Source organism: Pseudomonas sp. MC6 (genome assembly GCF_054790575.1).
This window is the reverse complement of the sequence record NZ_CP186504.1, coordinates 3,154,465-3,175,465: the sequence shown is the minus strand read 5'-3', so window position 1 is coordinate 3,175,465 and position 21,001 is coordinate 3,154,465. Positions and strand designations below refer to the sequence as shown.

Genomic DNA, 21,001 nt, shown 5'->3' with positions numbered 1-21,001 from the left:
TATCAGCCACGGTCGTGCCCATGCTAAAGCGCTTCGCACCCCTCGTGCCTCTCGCACTCGTCACCCTGTTGTACGGTTGTGCTGCTCATTCTCCAGTTCAAGAGCAGCCTCAACAGGTTAAAAATTCTGCCACGGCTCAGTCTTCCGTTATTTATCAGGAAGAGCTGGACACCGAAAAAGAACTCAACGAATTCAATGGCAAGAAGCCTTATCAGCTTCCTGTTCTGGCCGACAGCATCCTCGAACGCGGCATGTCCCTGATCGGTACCCGTTACCGTTTCGGCGGTACCTCTGAAGCCGGTTTCGATTGCAGCGGTTTCATCGGCTACCTGTTCCGTGAAGAAGCTGGCATGAACCTGCCACGCTCCACGCGTGAAATGATTAACGTCGATGCTCCACTGGTATCGCGCAGCAACCTTGAGCCGGGCGATCTGCTGTTTTTCGCCACCAACGGTCGTCGCGGTCGTGTCAGTCACGCCGGGATCTACCTCGGTGACAACCAGTTCATCCACTCCAGCAGTCGTCGCAGCGGCGGTGTTCGCATCGACAGCCTGGGTGACAGCTACTGGAGCAAGACCTTCATCGAAGCGAAACGCGCATTGGCCAACGCTCCGACGGTCGTCACCGCTCGCAAGTAATCCCCATTGTCGCTGCGTTCGCGGCGACAATCAGGCTTCCGGCAACGGAGTAGACGTAGACTTTACAAGGTGAAGTTAAAGTCTTACTTGAAGTTTGCCGCGTAGCCGCTAGAATCCTGTATCTATATTGATGGCAAACCGCCTGCGTGCTCACGCAGGCGGTTTTGTTTTCTGTCCATCGGCAGAAAAAGCCGCAGCCAGATCAGGATGTTCTGCTTATGACGATGTCGGCACGCCTCACTTTGATCTTCTTCGCAGCGCTGCTCAGCGCCTGCGCCAGTCGCACGCCGCCACCTGCGCCGGTGGTACGCGCCCCGGTCGTGTTCGGCCCCTCCCAAGCTTTTTCGCCTGCTGCTGAGGACGTGCTGTTTCGCGCGCTCGGCTTGGTCGGCACGCCTTATCGCTGGGGCGGCAACACGCCGGATTCGGGGTTTGATTGCAGCGGCCTGATCGGGTTTGTCTACCGTGATGCAGCAGGCATCTCGCTGCCGCGCTCCACGCGCGAGATGATCGTCATGCAGGCGCCGAATGTTGGCAAGGAAGGCTTGCAGACGGGCGACCTGATTTTCTTCGCCACCAATGGCGGCTCGCAGGTCAGTCACGCGGGGATTTATGTCGGCGAAGGGCGGTTTGTGCATGCGCCTGCCACGGGCGGGACGGTCAAGCTCGACAGCCTGTCGAAGGCGTATTGGCAGAAGGCTTATCTGAGTGCCAAGCGGGTGTTGCAGCCGGAGCATCTGGCGCATAACCCGTAGTAAAAATCGCAGCAATCCTAATGTGGGAGCGAGCCTGCTCGCGAAAGCGGTGTATCAGTCAACTCAATGGAGACTGACACTCCGCATTCGCGAGCAGGCTCGCTCCCACAGTTGTTTCAGGTCACATTCAACATCACTTCGTGGCTGAGACTCGCCACACCTTATTGCCAACATCATCCGCCACCAGCAAGCCACCCTGCTGATCAATCACCACGCCTACCGGCCGGCCCAATGCATTCTCGTCCTTGTCGAGGAACCCGGTCAGCACATCCACCGGTGTGCCGCTCGGCTTGCCGCCGGTAAACGGCACGAAAATCACTTTGTAGCCACTGTGCGGTTTGCGGTTCCATGAGCCGTGCTGGCCGATGAACGCGCCTTCCTTGAACTGCGCCGGCAGGGTGTTGCCCTCGGCGAAGCTCAGGCCCAACGAGGCGGTGTGCGGCCCGACCGCGTAATCCGGGGCGATGGCCTTGGCCACCAGGTCCGCGTTTTGCGGCGACACGCGGACATCAACATGCTGACCGTAGTAACTGAACGGCCAGCCATAGAATCCGCCGTCCTTCACTGAAGTGATGTAGTCCGGCACCAGATCACTGCCGATTTCGTCACGCTCGTTGACGGCTGTCCACAACGCGCCACTGCTGGGCTCCCAGGCCAGGCCGTTGGGGTTGCGGATGCCCGAGGCGAAGATGCGGTGATTGCCGGTCGCCCGATCGACTTCCCAGATCGCTGCGCGGCCTTCTTCCTTATCCAGACCATTTTCGCCGACGTTGCTGTTCGAGCCGACCGTGACGTACAGCTTGCTGCCGTCTTTGCTGGCGATGACGTTTTTGGTCCAGTGATGATTCAGCGTGCCGCCGGGCAAATCGACAACCTTGATTGGTTGCGACTTGATTTCGGTCGCGCCGGGTTCGTAGTTGAAGCGCAGCAAGCGATCGGTGTCAGCGACGTAAAGATCGTTGCCGACCAGCGTCATACCGAACGGCGAGTTGAGGTTCTGCAGGAACACCGTGCGCGTCTCAGCCACGCCATCGTGATCGGCGTCACGCAGCAAGGTGATGCGGTTCGGACTCGGCACGCCCGCGCCAGCCTTGCCCATGACCTTTTTCATCACCCAGCCGCGAATGCCACTGCTGTCATCAGGCTTTGGCGGGGCGTTGGTTTCCGCCACCAGCACATCGCCATTGGGCAAGACATAGAGCCAGCGCGGATGATCGAGGCCTTCGGCGAACGCTGCCACCTGAGTGCCAGCCGCCGCAGTCGGTTTGCCGCCTGCGGGCCAGCCGATTGCCGGGGCGATGTTCACCGTCGGGATCAGGGTCTTGTTCGGTTCGGGGAGTTTCGGTGACGGGCCGGTGCCGTCGGAGACTTGCAGGCTGGAGGTTTCACCGCAGGCGGCGAGTCCTCCGGCGAAGGCGATGACAAAAACGAGCTGGGGCTTGCGCATTGCTGATCTTCCCTATGAATGCATTCCTAATCATAGAGGAGGGCGCAAGCCCGATGGTTCAACTGCTCAGCCGCGGGCTTCCTTGAACAGCACGGCGATGCCCGGGTGATAGTTGCCCGCTTCGCTGCGCAATTTGCGGTAGGCGTAGGGGAAATACCAGGCGACGGCACAGGTGTGTTCCTTTTGCAGATCGTCGACCATGTCCTGCAACTCTTCGGGGCTGGCGCTGTGCTGGGCTTTTTGCGGCGCGACAAACAGGCAGCCGAGCTTGAGGTCGCTGGCATAGCTGATGCGTTTGGCATCGTTGGTGATGTCCAGCAGAGCTTGGGTCAGATTCAGGTTGGTAACCTTTGGCCAGCGTTGCGTGGCCTGAATGAAAGCGCGGTCCTCAGCACCGGCGAGAAACAGATCGGCGCGGGCATTGCGCTCGCCTTCTTCGTTCTGTTTGCGCGTGGCAGTGTCGTTCAAAGTGACCAGCTCGGCCATCCACGCCGCCGCCGAGAGCAATCCGAGATTGGCTTTCTCGTCATGCCAGTAAGGCGTGTCGCTGTCGCCGCGCACGGCGTTGTAACGGTCGATACAGTCAAACCAGCGTTCAAGCACCGGGCGCAGGAATTCCAGGCGCGGGTTGCTGATGATCATGCCTTGCATCGTCATCATCCTTTATTGTTGTAGTGGGCGTTTCGGAAAAAGCATGGCTCTTTGATATCACTTGTATCAGTGTGGCACAAGATTGGCGTCAGAGAATTGATCGACGGCAGTTATTCGCTCGATGGCCGCCTCTTTAATTGACGCTCCACCCCCAACCCTCTAACCTTCGCGGCTTGTTTCAGGTGCTCTGTGACCTGCGTCGACAGAGTGAAACAGGGAAGCCGGTGAGGGTTGTCTTCGCACGAAGAACCACCACGATCCCGGCGCTGCCCCCGCAACGGTAAATGAGTGAACACTGCGTCGAATGCCACTGCTCAAAGCGGGAAGGCGCGCAGTCAGGCCAACGCCGCTCATGAGCCCGGAGACCGGCCTGATCCATCCAGCGGCATCACGGTGGGCGATGCCAGGCTTTTTGCCGTCTATTCTTGTGCCTGCCCGCCGTTATCCAGCCTCAACGGAGAGCTCCCCCATGACTGATTCCCCCGAGCGCGACGAACGCCATCTGGCGCGTATGCAACGCAAAAAAGCCGTGATCGACGAACGCATCGCCAACTCGCCTGACGAGTGTGGCCTGGTGCTGGTGCTGACCGGCAACGGCAAAGGCAAAAGCAGCTCGGCGTTCGGCATGCTCGCCCGCGCTATGGGCCACGGCATGCAGTGCGGTGTGGTGCAGTTCATCAAGGGCCGCAACAGCACCGGTGAAGAACTGTTTTTCCGCCGCTTCCCCGAGCAAGTTCGCTTCCATGTGATGGGCGAAGGCTTCACTTGGGAAACCCAGGATCGTCAGCGCGACATCGCCGCTGCCGAAGCCGCGTGGGCAGTCTCGCGCGAACTGCTGCGTGATCCGTCGATCGGTCTGGTGGTGCTCGATGAATTGAACATCGCCCTCAAACACGGCTACCTCGATCTCGATCAGGTACTCAGCGATCTGCAGGCGCGTCCGCCGATGCAGCACGTGATCGTCACCGGTCGCGCGGCCAAGCCGGAAATGATCGAAATGGGCGACACGGTCACCGAAATGGGCATGCTCAAACACGCCTTTCAGGCCGGCATCAAAGCGCAGAAAGGCGTCGAACTTTGAATCAACCACGTCACTGCCCGGCGGTGCTCATCGCCGCGCCGGCTTCCGGTCAGGGCAAGACCACCGTCACCGCCGCGCTCGCCCGTTTGCATCGCAATCAGGGGCGCAAAGTGCGCGTGTTCAAATGCGGCCCGGACTTTCTCGACCCGATGATCCTCGAACGCGCCAGCGGTGCGCCGGTGTATCAACTGGACATGTGGATGGTCGGTGAGCAGGAAAGTCGTCGCCTGTTGTGGGACGCCGCTGCCGAGGCGGATCTGATTCTGATCGAAGGCGTGATGGGCCTGTTTGACGGCACGCCGTCCAGCGCCGATCTGGCGCGGCACTTCGGTGTGCCGGTGCTTGGCGTGATTGATGGGACGGCGATGGCGCAGACTTTTGGTGCGTTGGCGCTGGGCCTGGCGAAGTATCAGCCGGATTTGCCATTTGCCGGCGTGCTGGCCAATCGTGTTGGCACTTTGCGCCATGCGCAATTGCTCGAAGGCAGCCTGACTGAAGGTTTGCGCTGGTACGGTGCGTTGTCGCGTGAGACTGGCATCGAATTGCCGAGTCGTCACCTCGGCCTCGTGCAGGCTAGCGAATTGAATGACCTCGATGTGCGTCTCGACGCCGCTGCCGATGCATTGGCCAGCAGTTGCGAGGTAGCGCTGCCACCGGCGGTTGAGTTCGCCGCGCCTGACGTGATAGCTGTCGAGCCGCTGCTGAAGGATGTGCGCATTGCCGTTGCGCGTGATGAGGCGTTTGCCTTCACTTATGGCGCGAGTCTGGATCTGCTGCGTGCGATGGGCGCTGAGTTGAGTTTCTTCTCGCCGATCCGCGATACGCACTTGCCTGAGGCGGATAGCTTGTATCTGCCCGGCGGTTATCCGGAATTGCACCATGTTGCATTGTCGCAGAACACCGCGATGCTTGAGGCGATTCGTGCGCATCATGCGGCGGGGAAACCGTTGCTCGCTGAATGTGGCGGCATGTTGTATTTGCTCGCCTCTTTGACGGACGTTGAAGGCACTCGTACCGAACTGGTCGGACTGCTTGAGGGCGATGCGGTGATGCAGAAGCGTCTGGCGGCGTTGGCGTTGCAAGCGGTGGATCTGCCGGAAGGTTCGCTGCGCGGTCACACCTATCATCACTCCCTGACCACCACCGAACTGACGCCGATTGCCCGTGGCTTGAGCCCGAATGGTGGGCGTGGCGCCGAGGCGGTTTATCGGGAAGGGCGGATGACGGCCTCTTATGTGCACTTCTATTTTCCCTCGAATCCGAATGCGATTGCCGCATTGTTTGCGCCAGACCGTGAGGCCGCCTTCGCGAGCAAGCTCGCTCCCACAGGGGATTGCGTTTCTTGAGCAAGCACCCCGTCCAATGTGGGAGCGAGCTTGCTCGCGAAGAGGCCATGACCGACAACACATTTTCCGAAGCCGAGCGCGAAGCGGTTTATAGAGCCATCGCCGAGCGCCGCGACATGCGCCATTTCACCGGCGGCAGCGTCGAGCCGGAGCTGTTGCGCCGACTTTTGGAAGCCGCCCACCAGGCCCCAAGCGTCGGCCTGATGCAGCCTTGGCGCTTCATTCGCATCAGCGACCGAACTTTACGCGGGCAGATCCAGAACCTCGTCGAAGAAGAACGCATCCGCACCGCCGAAGCCCTCGGCGAGCGCAGCGACGAGTTCATGAAACTCAAGGTCGAGGGTATCCATGAGTGCGCCGAAGTGCTGGTCGCCGCGTTGATGGACGATCGCGAAAAGCACATTTTCGGTCGTCGCACGCTGCCGGAAATGGACATGGCCTCGCTGTCCTGCGCGATCCAGAATCTGTGGCTGGCCTCGCGCGCCGAAGGCCTGGGCATGGGCTGGGTTTCACTATTCGAGCCACAGGCACTCGCTGACCTGTTGAAGTTGCCCGAAGGCGCCAAGCCTCTCGCTGTTTTATGTCTGGGCCCGGTCAAGGAATTCTATCCGGCGCCGATGCTGGTACTCGAAGGGTGGGCGCAGGCGCGTCCGCTCAATGAGTTGCTGTACGAAAATTATTGGGGAGTGAGTCAATGAGTGTGGCGTTGTTGAGTGTCGCCGCGGTGGCGCTGGATGCGCTGCTCGGTGAACCGAAACGCTGGCATCCGCTGGTGGCTTTCGGCAATTTTGCCGGGCGCATCGAGCAACGTTTCAACGCCGGTGGCCGGGGCTGGCGCAGCCACGGCGTCACCGCGTGGGTGATCGCGGTGCTGCCGCTGACCTTGCTCGCCACCGCATTTTCCTGGGCACCGTACGTGGGCTGGGTCGTCGAGATTCTTGCATTGTATTGCGCCCTCGGCATGCGCAGCCTCGGCGAGCATGTGGCGCCGGTGGCCGCTGCTTTGCGCGCAGATGATCTGGAAGAGGCGCGCAAGCGTGTCGGCTATCTGGTCAGCCGCCAGACCGATGAGCTCGATAGCACTGCCGTCGCTCGGGCTGCCACTGAGTCGGTGCTGGAAAACGGCAGCGATGCGGTGTTTGCCGCGCTGTTCTGGTTTGTCGTGGCCGGTGCGCCGGGCGTGGTCCTCTATCGCTTGAGCAACACGCTCGATGCGATGTGGGGCTATCGCAACGAACGCTTCGAACGTTTCGGCTGGGCGGCGGCGAAAATCGACGACGTGTTGAACTACATTCCTGCGCGTCTGGTGGCATTGACCTACGCACTGTTGGGCAAAACCCGACTTGCACTGAAGTGCTGGCGCACCCAGGCGCCGAAGTGGGACAGCCCCAACGCTGGCCCGGTGATGGCGGCTGGCGCCGGTGCGCTGGGCGTGGAATTAGGTGGGCCGGCGATTTACCACGGCGAACTTCACGACCGTCCGCAACTGGGTGAAGGCGTTCCCGCCGATGCAGATTCCATTGACCGTGGCTGGCAATTGGTCCAGCGCGGGGTATGGTTATGGCTGCTGATTCTCTGCGTGGGGGCTGAATTCTATGCTTGAGCACGGTGGCCGGCTGCGCAAGGCTGCACACGATTACGGCATTGCCGAGGCGGACTGGCTCGACCTGTCCAGCGGCCTCGCGCCATGGCCATTTCCGATCCCGGAAATCCCGCTGCGCGCCTGGGCGCGCCTGCCGGAAACCGACGACGGCCTGGAGCAAGCTGCGTGCGATTACTACGGTGCCGCGCAAGTGCTGCCGGTGGCCGGTTCGCAGATGGCCATTCAGTTGCTGCCGCGTTTGCGTCGGGCCGGCAAGGTCGGTGTGTTGTCGCCGTGTTATGCCGAACACGCCGAAGCTTGGCGGCGCAGCGGTTACATCGTGCGCGAAGTGCTGGAGCAGGAAGTCGAATTCTTTCTCGACAGCCTCGACGTGCTGGTGGTGGTCAACCCGAACAACCCGACCGGCCTGAGCCTGACCCCGGCGCGATTGCTCGACTGGCATGCGCGGCTCGCCCGGCGCGGTGGCTGGCTGGTGGTCGATGAAGCTTTCATGGATAACACGCCACAACTGAGTCTGGCGCCGCATGCCCATCAAGTCGGGCTGATCGTGTTGCGTTCGTTCGGCAAGTTTTTCGGTCTGGCCGGGGTGCGTCTGGGCTTTGTCCTGGCCGAGCGCAAGTTGCTCAAGCTGCTCGCCGAACAGGTCGGGCCTTGGGCGGTGAGTGGGCCGACGCGGGTGCTCGGGCAAGCGTGTCTGCAAGACACTGAAGGGCACACACGCCAACGGATTCGCAGTGATGAGGCCAGTGAGCGGCTGGCGGCGCTGCTTGAACGCTACGGCTTCAAGCCGCAGGGCGGCTGCGCGCTGTTCCAGTGGCTGATCACCGAGCATGCCGAAGCGATGCACGGGTTCATGGCCCGTCGCGGCATTCTCCTGCGCATCTTCACTCACAACAGCAGTTTGCGTTTTGGCCTGCCCGCCGACGCGGCTGAAGAGGCGCGTCTCGAACACGCTTTAAGCGCTTTTGCCAAGGATCACGCATGACCACCCTGATGGTGCAGGGCACCACCTCCGATGCCGGTAAAAGCACACTGGTGACGGCGCTGTGCCGCTGGGCGACGCGTCAAGGCGTGGCGGTCGTACCGTTCAAGCCACAGAACATGGCGCTCAACAGCGCCGTGACCGCCGATGGCGGTGAGATCGGCCGCGCGCAAGCGGTGCAGGCGCAAGCAGCGTTTCTTGAACCGCACACCGACATGAATCCGGTGCTGCTCAAGCCCAACAGCGATATCGGCGCGCAAGTGATCATTCATGGCCGCGCGGTAACGTCGATGAATGCCGTGGCGTATCACGACTACAAAGCCATCGCGATGAAAGCGGTGCTCGCGTCCCACGAACGGCTCAGCGCGGCGTATCCGTTGGTGATGGTCGAAGGCGCGGGTTCGCCGGCGGAGATCAATCTGCGCGCGGGCGACATCGCCAACATGGGGTTTGCCGAAGCGGTGGATTGCCCGGTTTTGCTGATTGCCGACATCAATCGTGGCGGGGTTTTCGCGCATCTGGTCGGCACCCTGGAGTTGCTCTCGCCGAGCGAACAGGCGCGGGTGAAGGGCTTCATCATCAACCGTTTTCGCGGTGACATCGCCTTGCTGCAACCGGGCCTCGACTGGCTGGAACAGCGCACCGGCAAACCGGTGGTGGGCGTGTTGCCATATGTGATGGATCTGCACCTTGAGGCCGAGGACGGCATCGATCAGCGCCAGACCGACAAGGCCGAACAAGTGCTGAAAGTGGTGGTGCCGGTGCTGCCACGCATCAGCAACCACACCGATTTCGATCCGCTGCGTTTGCATCCGCAGGTCGATCTGCAATTTGTCGGGCCGGGGCAGGCGATTCCTGCTGCTGACCTGATCATTCTGCCGGGCTCGAAAAGCGTGCGCAGCGATCTGGCTTATCTGCGTGCCAATGGCTGGGATGCGGCGATTTCTCGGCACTTGCGTTACGGCGGCAAAGTGCTGGGGATCTGCGGCGGTCTGCAGATGCTCGGTGAGCAGGTGCATGACCCGCTCGGTCTTGAAGGTGCGCCGGGCACGAGTGCCGGTTTGGGCTTGCTGGCGTTCGAAACCACACTTGAAGCCGAGAAGCAGTTGCGCAATGTGCGTGGACGGCTGGCGCTGGAAGATGCCGACGTCAGCGGCTATGAAATTCATGCCGGCGTGACCAGCGGACCGGCACTGGAAAACGCTGCGGTGTATCTGGATGACGGTCGTTGCGATGGTGCACAGAGTGTTGATGGGCAGGTATTTGGCACCTATCTGCATGGCCTGTTTGAATCGCCGGCGGCGAGTGCGGCGTTGTTGCGCTGGGCCGGGTTGAGCGATGTCCAGGAGGTGGATTACCACGGCTTGCGCGAGCGTGATATCGAGCGTTTGGCGGATCTGGTGGAGAAGCATCTGGATACTGATCTGTTGCGTCGGCTCTGTGGGATTTGAGTTGCCTGTGCTGGCCTCTTCGCGAGCAGGCTCGCTCCCACAGTGAATGCGGTTAGCCATACATTTTGAGTACAACTCATAACCCTGTGGGAGCGAGCCTGCTCGCGAAAGCGGCGGTTGTCTCACTTGAATTTTCCTGGATGAACCCATGCTCCAACTGATCCTCGGCGGCGCCCGCTCCGGCAAAAGTCGCCTGGCAGAAAAACTCGCCAGCGATAGCCATCTGGCGGTCACCTACATCGCCACCAGCCAACCCCTCGATGGTGAAATGAACGATCGCGTCGCCCATCACCGCGCCCGCCGTCCCGTCGAATGGGCACTCATTGAAGAACCCTTGGAACTGGCCCGCGTCCTGCGCGAAAGCGCCAGCGCCGAGCGTTGCCTGTTGGTCGATTGCCTGACCCTGTGGCTGACCAATCTGCTGATGCTCGATGACGCCGAACGCCTCGCTGCCGAGCGCGAAGCCCTGCTCGAATGCCTGGCCTCGCTGCCGGGAGAAATCATTTTTGTCAGCAACGAGACCGGAATGGGTGTCGTGCCGCTGGGCGAATTGACTCGCCGCTACGTCGATGAAGCCGGTTGGCTGCATCAAGCTCTGGCCGAGCGTTGTCAGCGTGTTGTCCTGACCGTCGCCGGCCTGCCCCTGACTCTGAAAGGACCTGCGTTATGACTCAAACCTGGTGGCTGAACCCGTGCAAACCGGTCGATCTCAACGTCGTTGCACAAGCGACGGCACGGCAGCAGCAATTGACCAAACCGGCCGGTTCGCTCGGTCGACTGGAATCGGTCGCGGTGCAACTGGCCGGTCTGCAAGGCCAGATCAAACCGACGCTGGCGCAAGTGTGGATCGCGATTTTTGCCGGTGATCACGGCGTGGTGGCTGAAGGGGTTTCGGCGTTCCCGCAGGAAGTCACCGGGCAGATGCTGCTCAACTTCGTCAGTGGCGGCGCGGCGATCAGTGTGCTGGCACGCCAGCTTGGTGCACAGCTGGAAGTGGTCGATCTGGGCACGGTGAATCCCGCGCTGAATCTGCCGGGTGTGCGCCACTTGAACATCGGCGCGGGCACGGCGAACTTCGTGCAGGGCGCGGCGATGACTCAGGCCCAGGGCGAACTGGCGTTGCAGGCCGGTCGCGACAGTCTGTTGCGGGCGAAAGCGGCGGGCGCGCAGTTGTTCATCGGTGGCGAAATGGGCATAGGCAACACCACGGCCGCGAGTGCCTTGGCCTGCGCCTTGCTCGATTGCCCGGTGGCGCATCTGACCGGTCCCGGCACCGGGCTGAATGCCGAAGGCGTCAGCCATAAAGCGCAAGTGATCGAGCGTGCATTGGCGTTGCATGCAGCGCAGCGTGGCGATGTGTTGCAGACGCTGTTCAACCTGGGTGGTTTTGAAATCGCCGCGCTGGTCGGTGCCTATCTGGCAGCGGCTCAAGAAGGCATTGCGGTGTTGGTCGACGGCTTTATCTGCACGGTCGCGGCGCTGGTTGCGGTGCGTTTGAATCCGGCCTGCCGCGAGTGGTTGCTGTTCGGCCATCGCGGTGCCGAGCCGGGCCATCGTCATGTGCTGGAAACCCTGCAGGCCGAGCCGTTGCTGGAGCTCGGTTTGCGTCTGGGCGAGGGCAGTGGCGCAGCGCTGGCGGTGCCATTGCTGCGTCTGGCCTGTGATCTGCACGGGCAGATGGCGACCTTCGCCGAAGCAGCGGTAGCGGATCGTCCGGCATGACCCTGCAACTGGATCTGCTGCGCCACGGTGAGACTGAACTCGGCGGTGGTTTGCGCGGCAGCCTCGACGATGCACTGACCGAAAAGGGCTGGACGCAAATGCGTGCGGCCGTGGTCGAGGGCGGGCCGTGGGATCGGATCGTCAGTTCGCCGTTGCAACGTTGCGCGCGGTTTGCCACAGAGCTGGGTGAGCAACTGAACCTGTCAGTGCATCTGGACAAGGATCTGCAAGAGCTGCATTTCGGTGCGTGGGAAGGGCAGAGCGCGGCGGCGTTGATGGAGACCGATGCGGAGGCGCTGGGGTTGTTCTGGGCCGATCCGTATTCGTTTACGCCGCCGCAGGGTGAACCGGTCAGCGAGTTTTCTACTCGAGTGCTGGAGGCCGTTGCGCGCCTGCACAGTGCATACGCTGGCGAGCGGGTTTTGCTGATCAGTCATGGCGGCGTGATGCGTTTGTTGCTGGCGCAAGCGCGAGGGTTGCCGCGCGAACAACTGCTCAATGTCGAGGTTGCTCATGGCGCGTTGTTTGCGCTGACGGTCGATGTTGACGGTTCACTCAAGGAAGGTTGCTGACATGTTGCCGCTGTGGATCGCCCTGCAATTTCTCAGCAGCCTGCCGATTCGTTTGTCGGGGATGCCTGAGCCGGAGCAACTTGGGCGGTCGCTGCTGTTTTATCCGTTGGTGGGGCTGCTGTTCGGCGTGATCCTGTGGGCGCTGAATCTCGCCTTGAGCGGCGCGCCGTTGTTGCTGCATGCGGCATTGCTGTTGACGGTTTGGGTGCTGCTCAGCGGCGCACTGCACCTTGATGGTCTGGCTGACAGCGCCGATGCCTGGCTCGGCGGTTTTGGTGATCGCGAGCGTACGCTGACCATCATGAAGGACCCGCGCAGCGGGCCGATTGCGGTGGTCACGCTGGTGTTGCTGTTGTTGCTGAAGTTTGCTGCGTTGTTGGCGTTGATCGAGCAACAGCAAGGCCTTGCGTTGATCATTCTGCCTCTGCTCGGGCGGGCTGCGTTGTTGGGGTTGTTTCTGACCACGCCCTATGTACGCGCGGGCGGGTTGGGGCAAGCGTTGGCGGATCATTTGCCGCGCAAGGCCGGATGGCGAGTGCTGGGCTTGAGTGCGCTGGCCTGCATGTTGATTGCCGGGTTTAGCGCTGTCGTTGCGCTGGTGATTTCGGTCGGTGTGTTTGTCTGGCTGCGGCAGGTGATGATGCGGCGGTTGGGCGGGACGACGGGCGATACGGCGGGGGCGTTGCTGGAATTGCTGGAGATGGTGGTGCTGGTTGGAGTGGTTTTGGCCTGATGGATTTCTACTGGTCATGCCGGCCTCATCGCGAGCAGGCTCACTCCTACAGTTGACCGCGTTCCCCTGTAGGAGTGAGCCTGCTCGCGATAGCGGTTTGCCAGGTAGTACAAATGTTACGGGTAACCTCATCCGTAACTTGATTTAACACAGTCGCGGGTATATACACGCATCATGCTTCCTTCTCAGTGTTTGTGCACCAACCTGCGTCGCGCCGCGCGTGGCGTCAGCAGGCATTACGACGGCGCTCTCGACGGCTTCGGGATCAACGTTGCCCAGTATTCTTTGCTGTGCAACCTGCAGCGTCTGGATCAACCGAGCATCTCCGAACTCGCCGAAGCCATGGGCCTGGATCGCAGCACCCTCGGGCGCAATTTGCGGGTGCTGGAAGGCGAGGGGCTGGTGGTATTGGCCGAGGGCGAGGACATGCGTAACCGCATCGTCAAGCTTACCGAGACCGGCGTGCAACGCTTGGCAGCAGCACTGCCAGCCTGGGAAGCGGCGCAGCAGCGGTTGATTGACCGACTGGGTGCCGAGAAGCGTGAAACCTTGCTCAGATTGCTGGATGAACTGGCCTGAGGCCGGTTTTTTCCAAACTCAAGCGGGTATATACCCGCAAGCGGAGAATAACAATGACATCGATGTGGCGTACGTGCGGGTGGGTGTTGGTCGGGAGTGCGCTGATTCTCGCGTTGTCATTGGGCGTGCGGCACGGTTTCGGTCTGTTCCTGTCGCCGATGAGCGCGCAGTTCGGCTGGGGGCGCGAGGTGTTTGCCTTCGCCATCGCGTTGCAGAATTTGATCTGGGGCCTGGCGCAACCTTTTACCGGCGCATTGGCTGACCGCTTCGGCGCGGCAAAAGTGGTGCTCGTCGGTGGGGTGCTCTACGCGGTGGGTCTGGTGTGCATGGGGCTGTCTGATTCGGCGGTAACGCTATCACTGAGCGCCGGCCTGCTGATCGGCATTGGTCTGTCCGGCACCTCGTTCTCGGTGATCCTCGGCGTCGTCGGCCGCGCGGTGCCGCCGGAAAAACGCAGCATGGGCATGGGCATTGCCAGCGCCGCCGGCTCTTTCGGCCAGTTCGCCATGTTGCCGGGTACCCTCGGCTTGATTGGCTGGCTCGGCTGGTCGGCGGCGTTGTTGGTATTGGGCTTGCTGGTGGCGCTGATCGTGCCGCTGGTGAGCATGCTCAAGGACAAGCCGCTGCCGGTGCTTGGCCATGAACAAACCCTGTCTGAAGCGTTGCGCGAAGCCTGCTCGCATTCGGGTTTCTGGTTGTTGGCATTCGGCTTTTTCGTCTGCGGTTTTCAGGTGGTGTTTATCGGCGTGCACTTGCCTGCGTATCTGGTCGATCAGCATCTGCCAGCCAGCGTTGGCACGACGGTGTTGGCGTTGATCGGATTGTTCAATATCTTCGGTACCTACACCGCCGGCTGGCTCGGCGGGCGTATGTCCAAACCGCGTCTGTTGACAGCGTTGTACTTGTTGCGTGCGGTGGTGATTGTGCTGTTTCTGTGGCTGCCGGTGACGACCACGTCGGCCTACCTGTTCGGTATGGCCATGGGGTTGCTGTGGCTATCGACGGTGCCGTTGACCAACGGTACGGTGGCGACCTTGTTTGGCGTGCGAAATCTGTCCATGCTCGGTGGCATCGTGTTTCTGTTCCATCAGCTGGGTTCGTTCCTCGGCGGCTGGCTGGGCGGGGTGGTGTATGACCGAACCGGGAGTTACGACTTGATCTGGCAAGTGGCGATTTTGCTGAGCCTGCTGGCGGCCGCGCTCAACTGGCCGGTGCGCGAGCGCCCGGTCGCACGTCTGCAGACCGCAGCGGGCGCCGCATGAACCGATTCTGGCCGCGAATCGCCATCAGCGCACTCGGCGGCGCCTTGCTGGCACTGGTGTGGTGGGGCTGGCAGCAGGGCGGCCTGGCCTTGATGCAGTTGGGCATGAGCATTTGCTAGAAACGGGGATGACGAGTAACGTCGAATTCTGAACGACTGCTCAAGGATGCTCGACATGCTGATGCGCTGGTGTGCTGTTCCCGCGATGCTGATGGCGTTGACTGGCCTGGCTCAGGCCGCTGACTGTCCTGAACTGCTGCAAGGCTCGCTGCCCAAATTGCGGGCGAAGGAATCCATCGATCTGTGTAAACAGTACGCCGACAAACCGTTGGTGGTGGTCAACACCGCCAGCTTTTGCGGTTTTGCCCCTCAGTTCGAAGGCCTTGAGGCGCTGCATAAGCGCTTTGAGTCGCAAGGACTGCAAATGCTCGGCGTCCCTTCCAATGACTTCAAGCAGGAGTCCAAGGACAGCGCCGAGACTGCCAAGGTCTGCTACGCCAACTACGGCGTGACGTTCGCCATGACTGAGCCGCAGAAAGTCCGTGGCGATGACGCGACGCATATGTTCCAGGTGCTGGCTGCGCAGAGCAGCGCGCCGAAGTGGAATTTCTACAAGTATGTGGTCGATCGCCAAGGCAAGGTGATCGCCAATTTCTCCAGCCTGACCAAGCCTGATGATCCGGAGTTTGTTGCCGCGATCGAAAAGGCTATCGCCTCGAAACCACTGAAGCCCTGAATCCGTAGGCCGGCGATGATTTTGTAGGAGCTGCGGCACGCTGCGATCTTTTGACTTTAAAAAACAGATCAAAAGATCGCAGTCTCGTTGCACTCGACAGCTCCTACACGTGTCGCAAACGTCAGGCATTAAAAAGCCCCGCCTCTGCAAAGAGAGCGGGGCTTTTTTGTGGGCGAGGGATCAGCCTCGCCACACAGCATCAGAAGCGATAAGTCGCGCCGACACCGAAACCGTTTGCCGAGTTTTCATACTTGGCGTCGTAGCTCTGGCCACGGTTGTTTTCGTTGCGGATCTTCACCGACTCTTCTTTCAGATACGAGTAGGCAACGTCGATGGTCAGGTCGTCGGTCGGACTCCAGCCGGCACCGATACTGAAGATGGTACGGTCGCCAGTCGGAATGCGTGGCGAACGGTCTTCATTATTGGTCGGCGACTGGTCGAAGGTCAGACCGGTACGCAGTACCCATTCCTTGTTCAACTGGTACGAAGTACCCACGGCGTAGGCCCAGGAGTCATGCCAGTTCTGGTCTTCGTTAATCGAACCGAACTGGCCGGCCAGCAGCGGCTGCACACCGGAGTTTTTCACGGTGATTTTTTCCAGCTGGCTCCAACGGGTCCAGGTGGTACCGGCATACACGTTCCAGCGATCGTTGATCGCCTGGGTAACCGAGAGGTCGACCGATTCGGGTGTGGTGATCTTCAGCGAAGCGTCGTACTTCTGGCTGGCGCCCAGACCGACTGCGGCCAGTGCGCCGTAGTTGACCTTGGTGTTGCCTTCGAGCTTGTAGTCGACTTTCGAGTGATAGGTCAGGCCCACGCGAGTGGTGTCGGTGGCTTGTACCAGCAGGCCGACGTTGTAGCCCAGTGCGGTGTCGTCACCCTTGATCTTCACCTTGCCGTCCGGCAGGGCTTGAGTGATCGACAGGTTGGATTCCAGCGCACCGTCAATGCGGTTGATGGTTGGGCCGAAACCGATCGACACCTTGTCGTTGAAGGCGTAGCTGATGGTCGGTTGGAAAGTGATGACTTGTACTTCGGACTTGCTGCCGAAGTAACGGCCGGCAAAGCCGTTTTCATAATCAGTGATCAGGCCGAACGGCACATAAACGCCGAGGCCGAATGCCCAATGCTCATCGATTGGTTTGACATAGAAGCCCATAGGTACCGCGGTGAAGGGCACCATGTCGCCTTTGTTGCTGCCGCCGTTGGGGCTGGAGCTGGCATTGCTGATATCGGTATGAGCATCGACGACGGCTACGCCACCGGTAACTTGTTCGCGCTTGATGCGCGACATGCCGGCAGGGTTGCCATACACAGTGCTTGCGTCGTCGGCAGAAGAAGATCGCCCGGCAAAACCAGTCCCCATCCCACTGATGCTTTGTTCGTTGAGGGCAAAGCCGGCCGCAAAAATTTGAGTGGAGGCAAGGGTAACGGCGAGGCTAAGGGTGGTTTTGAGCATGACTTTTTTCATTATTAGAACTCCTGGTGATCACCGGGGCGAAAATTACCAAGATTTTCGTCACAGCGCTATAGTCCGTATGCCTTGAGTTAGAGCGGTTTTGTAGGACAATCCGACCAGAATCGCGACCTGTTGGCAGATCTTCTGAAACCAGTGGGTCAGCACGCGACCTGATTCACCGTTGAAACACAGGTGTGCCAGGCATAAGTGAAGTCGCGCAGGCGACCTTGGGGTTGAAAGGTCTGGCGCCAGATACGCGCCATTCCCAGCAAATCGTTGGAGTCGGGTAGGGTGGGGTTTTGTTCTTCCACCAGCAACCAGGCGATGGCCGTGGCGTAACGCAGATTGACCGTCAGTTCCAGGTGTGGACCGCTCAGGAATGCATGTTGACTGGCGAGGCCGCGCACCAGGCTGGCGCGTTCCGGATCGAGCGCCAGATAATCATCCCAAAGGGCTTGATGGCGATGCTCGGCGATGCGGTAGAGGCCGTGGCCCCGGCGGTCATGCAGGGCTGAACCCAGGGCTGACTGGCTGGCGGCGATGCCCAGCAGCAGGGATTCGGCAGTCGCGCTGTGACGTCCCAGGTAGATCAGCGTAGGACGGATCACGTAGCGGCATAGTTCGCTGGCAGCGATACCCATAAAACCCTCGGTTCTTGTTATTAATGGCGAGTCCTGAAGGGGGCTTGGCAGCTGTGGATCGGTTCAGGCTCGCCGCAAGCGGATCACGCCGCTTGAGTTGAAGTGTAGTGTCATATTCGCGACGTAAAGGCCTGTTTTTAAAATATTTTCGGCTTCGAGTTATAACCGTTATATCGGTTGGTACTTAAGCGCCGTCGGCTAAAAGTGAAACATCGGGCAATAAAAAGCCCCGCATTTTTGTGCGGGGCTTTGCTTTTGCAGCCTTTTCGGCTCTCAGGCAATCAATGCCTGACGGGTACGATCGATCACGGCCTGCAGCGGTTCCGCGCTGGAGTACTGATCGGGGTACAGACGCTCGCTGTGGCGGGCGATACCGTGTTCGTTGACCAGTGTGAAACTGAAGCAGCCTTTGCGAGCGGCCATGATCAGGCAGTTCATTGGTGCAAAAGCGTTGGTTAGGGTGCGAATGGCATCCTGAGTATGGATTTGAGTAGACATAGTTATTAGGTGTTCCTACAAATGACACGGATAAGAACCGTGCAACGTTAAAACGTTCCAGTAACGTCGATCACCATTGATCGAACGAAGAACCCGACTGGAACAAAGCAGCCAGTTTGAAGCGCTGATAAGTTGGCGCGCTTGGGCTGGCAGGTAGGTACTTAGGAGGGCAGGCATCACAACAAGGGCAAAGGTTCTGGGCCCGGGGTGAAGATCCTGATCAATTTGCAGGTTGGTTCGGTCAGAGTAAGTGCTCTTCGCAACACCCTTCGCATCATTGGAAGGCAGTGTTGTCGCAAGATTTACCTGGAAACCATCGAGGGGTCGTTCCCGCTTTTTCGGTAGGGCTTCTTGGTAGAAGGCTGACCGTGGGGATGTGTTCGACCGGAATTGACTTTCAGCTTGGTACTAACGCCGCGGATACTAACGGATCGAAACGGGTAAAGCAAACTTGGCGTAGAAAAACATTGCAGCCACAGATCGAGTCTGCTTGGCCGGTTGACTGAATTGCCCGTAATTGGCGCATTTTTTGACCGCCGGTCGGTGAAGAGATTTTCATCAGGGCGCGTGCCAGACCGGTTTATCCCCAGCCCGACTGCCAAAGCGACCCGAAAAAGCGCAGCGATATAACCAGGTAACAGGTACTTGTGCACATTAGTTGCGCAGGCTGTAACGGCGCTGTCATACCAATCCTGACCCCGGTGGCTGCCTGTAACGAAAGTTTAAGTCAATGAAAAACATCGCTTTTTTTTGTTGGTGAAAAAATCGTCAGTTTGACTGCGAGCCCCATTCCATAAGGCTTTGCGAGAGTTGGAAGGCGGTTGTCCACTGAGTTATCCACAGCTTCTGTGGATTGTCCCGAGCGCTTGCTCTAGGACGGGCGTGCCGGGTTTTTTTTCGACTTTACCTGTAAGAAAAAGAGAGTAGAGTGGCGCGCCTTCCGATTCGTCCCACAGTGCTTTATGAAGTTTCGCTCAGTATCAGACTCTGTTACCTCACAGCCTTCTCCTGTTACCCCGCCCAAGCGATTTTCCGTTCGCGTTGCCGAATGGCTGCTCGACAGTCCGCGCCTGAGCGACAGTGACAATGCCAAACACCTCGCTGGCCGCCTGCTCAAGCAACCGGCGCGTGAAGGTGTGGTCGCCGCGCAAAGTCGCCTCGGTCAATTGATGTGCCGCGAGTGCGGCAACGCACGGGATCGTCGCATCGGTCAGGATCTGCTGCGTCAGGCCGCCCGCGCCGGCGACCGTCGCGCGCAACAGGAACTTGGTCTGCTCGAAGACTGAGCTGTCCAAGACCTGACACCTTGGTTAACCTTCAGGCTTTATAAGATCGGCGGGAGTGGCTATGGCTATGGACTTGACCAGCGTATTGCTGGGGCTTGCAGGGGCGGGATTGCCACTGCTGGCATTGGCCTGGCAGCTGCAACGCCGGGCGAGCAATGGGCAGGCCGAGGTCGCGTTGCTTGAAGAACGGTTGGCCATGGCACAACTGGCACAGGACGGACTCAACGCGCAGCTCGACGCCAGCCGCGATGAAGTCGCCGATCTCGGCCAGGCCAATGCCGCCAAGCAGGCTGATCTGGCGGCCCTGCGCCGGGAAGTCGAACTGCTGCAGATCGAGCGCGACGACGCCCGCGATGCCTCCCACGCCTGGAACCTCGAACGCGCCAACAAGGAAGCCGAGCTGCGCCGCCTCGACGCACAGGCCGCTTCATTGAACGCCGAACTGCGCGAGCAACAGGAAAGCCACCAGCAACGCCTCAACGATCTGCAAGGCTCGCGCGATGAACTGCGCGCGCAGTTTGCCGAGCTGGCCGGGAAGATCTTCGATGAGCGCGAGCAGCGTTTTGCCGAGACCAGTCAGCAACGGCTCGGTCAGTTGCTCGATCCGCTCAAGGAACGCATTCAGTCCTTCGAAAAACGTGTGGAAGAAAGTTATCAGGCCGAGGCCCGCGAGCGTTTCTCGCTAGCCAAGGAGCTGGAGCGCTTGCAGGCGCTCAATCTGCGTCTGAGCGACGAAGCCACCAACCTGACCCGTGCCCTCAAAGGCCAGAAAACCCAAGGCAACTGGGGCGAGCTGATTCTCGAGCGTGTGCTCGAACACGCCGGTCTGGAGAAGGGCCGCGAGTACCAGACCCAGGTCAACCTCAAAGGCCCGGATGGCGAGCGTTTTCAGCCTGACGTGATCATTTATCTGCCGGGCGACAAGCAAGTGGTGGTGGATTCCAAGGTCAGTCTCACCGCGTATCAGCAATACGTGGCTGCCGACGACGACAGCCTTGGGCAGATCGCGATCAAGCAGCACGTGCTGTCGTTGCGCAATCACGTCAAAGGCCTGGCCGGCAAGGACTACAAGCGCCTGGAAGGCCTGCACAGCCTTGATTTCGTTTTGCTCTTCGTGCCGATCGAAGCGGCGTTTTCGGCGGCGTTGCAGGCTGAGCCATCGCTGTTTCAGGAAGCCTTCGACCGCAACATCGTCATCGTCAGCCCGACCACCCTGCTGGCAACTTTGCGCGTGATCGACAGCCTCTGGAAGCAGGAGCGCCAGAGCCAGAACGCCCGTGAAATCGCCGAGCGCGCCGGCTGGCTGTACGACAAATTCGTGCTGTTCATTCAGGATCTGGACGAGGTTGGCAATCGTCTGCAACAGCTGGATAAAGCCTACAGTTCAGCGCGCAACAAGCTGACCGAGGGGCGCGGCAATCTGGTCAGTCGCAGTGAACAGCTCAAATTGCTCGGTGCGCGGGCGAGCAAGAGTTTGCCGGCGGACTTGCTGGAGCGGGCGATGACCGATGTCGATGGTCTCGTCGAACTCCCTGAATAAAGATCAAAAAATCACAGCCT

23 protein-coding genes and 1 riboswitch are annotated in these 21,001 nt (G+C 60.1%); of the genes, 18 read left to right on the top strand and 5 right to left on the bottom strand.

What is annotated here, in order from left to right; genetic code table 11:
• Positions 1 to 20: 20 nt before the first annotated feature.
• Positions 21 to 638, top strand: a complete 618-nt coding sequence (locus ACOYXE_RS14140; protein WP_007919826.1) for a C40 family peptidase — start codon at positions 21 to 23, stop codon at positions 636 to 638.
• Between the two features lie 218 nt (positions 639 to 856).
• Positions 857 to 1,393 carry a C40 family peptidase gene (locus ACOYXE_RS14135; protein WP_034156233.1) on the top strand — a complete coding sequence of 179 codons (537 nt, stop codon included), beginning with the start codon at positions 857 to 859 and terminating at the stop codon, positions 1,391 to 1,393.
• Positions 1,394 to 1,526: 133 nt separating this feature from the next.
• On the opposite strand, the gene ACOYXE_RS14130 is transcribed toward ACOYXE_RS14135, so the two are convergent.
• Positions 1,527 to 2,840 (bottom strand): PQQ-dependent sugar dehydrogenase, encoded by a 1,314-nt coding sequence (locus ACOYXE_RS14130; RefSeq protein ID WP_405122065.1) that lies wholly within the window; start codon positions 2,838 to 2,840, stop codon positions 1,527 to 1,529.
• A gap of 66 nt (positions 2,841 to 2,906) precedes the next feature.
• A complete protein-coding gene (locus ACOYXE_RS14125) occupies positions 2,907 to 3,491 on the bottom strand; it encodes a hypothetical protein (RefSeq protein WP_077571724.1) in 585 nt (194 codons plus the stop codon).
• A gap of 163 nt (positions 3,492 to 3,654) precedes the next feature.
• Positions 3,655 to 3,879: riboswitch (cobalamin riboswitch) on the top strand.
• 81 nt (positions 3,880 to 3,960) lie between these two features.
• Between ACOYXE_RS14125 and cobO the strand changes: the two genes are divergently transcribed.
• From cobO to ACOYXE_RS14055, 14 genes are all read left to right on the top strand, one after another.
• On the top strand, positions 3,961 to 4,572 hold the full coding sequence (gene cobO, locus ACOYXE_RS14120) for a cob(I)yrinic acid a,c-diamide adenosyltransferase (RefSeq protein WP_003223053.1): 612 nt from the start codon (positions 3,961 to 3,963) through the stop codon (positions 4,570 to 4,572).
• Positions 4,569 to 5,918: a cobyrinate a,c-diamide synthase gene (locus tag ACOYXE_RS14115; protein WP_160056902.1), complete on the top strand. Its 1,350-nt coding sequence runs from the start codon at positions 4,569 to 4,571 to the stop codon at positions 5,916 to 5,918. The genes cobO and ACOYXE_RS14115 overlap by 4 nt, the downstream gene beginning before the upstream one ends.
• Before the next feature lie 47 nt (positions 5,919 to 5,965).
• Positions 5,966 to 6,616 carry a 5,6-dimethylbenzimidazole synthase gene (bluB, locus tag ACOYXE_RS14110; protein WP_160056904.1) on the top strand — a complete coding sequence of 217 codons (651 nt, stop codon included), beginning with the start codon at positions 5,966 to 5,968 and terminating at the stop codon, positions 6,614 to 6,616.
• The gene (cbiB, locus tag ACOYXE_RS14105) at positions 6,613 to 7,521 is read left to right on the top strand and encodes an adenosylcobinamide-phosphate synthase CbiB (protein ID WP_160056906.1); all 909 of its coding nucleotides are present in this window, start codon (positions 6,613 to 6,615) and stop codon (positions 7,519 to 7,521) included. The genes bluB and cbiB overlap by 4 nt, the downstream gene beginning before the upstream one ends.
• A complete protein-coding gene (cobD, locus tag ACOYXE_RS14100) occupies positions 7,514 to 8,506 on the top strand; it encodes a threonine-phosphate decarboxylase CobD (RefSeq protein WP_160056908.1) in 993 nt (330 codons plus the stop codon). The genes cbiB and cobD overlap by 8 nt, the downstream gene beginning before the upstream one ends.
• Positions 8,503 to 9,954: a cobyric acid synthase gene (locus ACOYXE_RS14095; protein WP_160056910.1), complete on the top strand. Its 1,452-nt coding sequence runs from the start codon at positions 8,503 to 8,505 to the stop codon at positions 9,952 to 9,954. Before cobD ends, ACOYXE_RS14095 begins: the two co-directional genes overlap by 4 nt.
• A gap of 148 nt (positions 9,955 to 10,102) precedes the next feature.
• Entirely contained in the window at positions 10,103 to 10,624 is a 522-nt protein-coding gene (gene cobU / locus ACOYXE_RS14090) for a bifunctional adenosylcobinamide kinase/adenosylcobinamide-phosphate guanylyltransferase (RefSeq protein WP_460929691.1), read from the top strand.
• Positions 10,621 to 11,676: a nicotinate-nucleotide--dimethylbenzimidazole phosphoribosyltransferase gene (gene cobT, locus ACOYXE_RS14085; RefSeq protein ID WP_460929689.1), complete on the top strand. Its 1,056-nt coding sequence runs from the start codon at positions 10,621 to 10,623 to the stop codon at positions 11,674 to 11,676. Before cobU ends, cobT begins: the two co-directional genes overlap by 4 nt.
• Positions 11,673 to 12,248, top strand: a complete 576-nt coding sequence (cobC, locus tag ACOYXE_RS14080; RefSeq protein ID WP_460929687.1) for an alpha-ribazole phosphatase family protein — start codon at positions 11,673 to 11,675, stop codon at positions 12,246 to 12,248. The genes cobT and cobC overlap by 4 nt, the downstream gene beginning before the upstream one ends.
• A 1-nt stretch (position 12,249) precedes the next feature.
• On the top strand, positions 12,250 to 12,981 hold the full coding sequence (locus tag ACOYXE_RS14075; protein ID WP_460929685.1) for an adenosylcobinamide-GDP ribazoletransferase: 732 nt from the start codon (positions 12,250 to 12,252) through the stop codon (positions 12,979 to 12,981).
• A gap of 174 nt (positions 12,982 to 13,155) precedes the next feature.
• Positions 13,156 to 13,560, top strand: coding sequence for a MarR family winged helix-turn-helix transcriptional regulator (locus ACOYXE_RS14070; protein WP_160056920.1), 405 nt, complete (start codon positions 13,156 to 13,158; stop codon positions 13,558 to 13,560).
• Positions 13,561 to 13,613: 53 nt separating this feature from the next.
• Positions 13,614 to 14,822: an MFS transporter gene (locus tag ACOYXE_RS14065; RefSeq protein ID WP_460929683.1), complete on the top strand. Its 1,209-nt coding sequence runs from the start codon at positions 13,614 to 13,616 to the stop codon at positions 14,820 to 14,822.
• On the top strand, positions 14,819 to 14,941 hold the full coding sequence (locus ACOYXE_RS14060; RefSeq protein ID WP_460929681.1) for a hypothetical protein: 123 nt from the start codon (positions 14,819 to 14,821) through the stop codon (positions 14,939 to 14,941). Before ACOYXE_RS14065 ends, ACOYXE_RS14060 begins: the two co-directional genes overlap by 4 nt.
• Positions 14,942 to 14,996: 55 nt before the next feature.
• Positions 14,997 to 15,557: a glutathione peroxidase gene (locus ACOYXE_RS14055; protein WP_160056924.1), complete on the top strand. Its 561-nt coding sequence runs from the start codon at positions 14,997 to 14,999 to the stop codon at positions 15,555 to 15,557.
• A 199-nt stretch (positions 15,558 to 15,756) separates the two neighbouring features.
• On the opposite strand, the gene ACOYXE_RS14050 is transcribed toward ACOYXE_RS14055, so the two are convergent.
• The 3 genes from ACOYXE_RS14050 to ACOYXE_RS14040 form a co-directional block, all read right to left on the bottom strand.
• Complete coding sequence (locus ACOYXE_RS14050; protein ID WP_102900832.1) at positions 15,757 to 17,028, bottom strand: OmpP1/FadL family transporter; 1,272 nt, start codon at positions 17,026 to 17,028, stop codon at positions 15,757 to 15,759.
• A gap of 146 nt (positions 17,029 to 17,174) precedes the next feature.
• Positions 17,175 to 17,657, bottom strand: a complete 483-nt coding sequence (locus tag ACOYXE_RS14045) for a hypothetical protein (protein WP_007919783.1) — start codon at positions 17,655 to 17,657, stop codon at positions 17,175 to 17,177.
• Between the two features lie 273 nt (positions 17,658 to 17,930).
• Positions 17,931 to 18,155 (bottom strand): hypothetical protein, encoded by a 225-nt coding sequence (locus ACOYXE_RS14040; RefSeq protein WP_034156218.1) that lies wholly within the window; start codon positions 18,153 to 18,155, stop codon positions 17,931 to 17,933.
• Between the two features lie 962 nt (positions 18,156 to 19,117).
• On the opposite strand from ACOYXE_RS14040, the gene ACOYXE_RS14035 reads away from it, so the two are divergent.
• Positions 19,118 to 19,441, top strand: a complete 324-nt coding sequence (locus ACOYXE_RS14035) for an SEL1-like repeat protein (protein ID WP_160056928.1) — start codon at positions 19,118 to 19,120, stop codon at positions 19,439 to 19,441.
• Between the two features lie 175 nt (positions 19,442 to 19,616).
• Positions 19,617 to 20,981, top strand: coding sequence for a DNA recombination protein RmuC (locus ACOYXE_RS14030; protein ID WP_163013634.1), 1,365 nt, complete (start codon positions 19,617 to 19,619; stop codon positions 20,979 to 20,981).
• Positions 20,982 to 21,001: the final 20 nt, after the last annotated feature.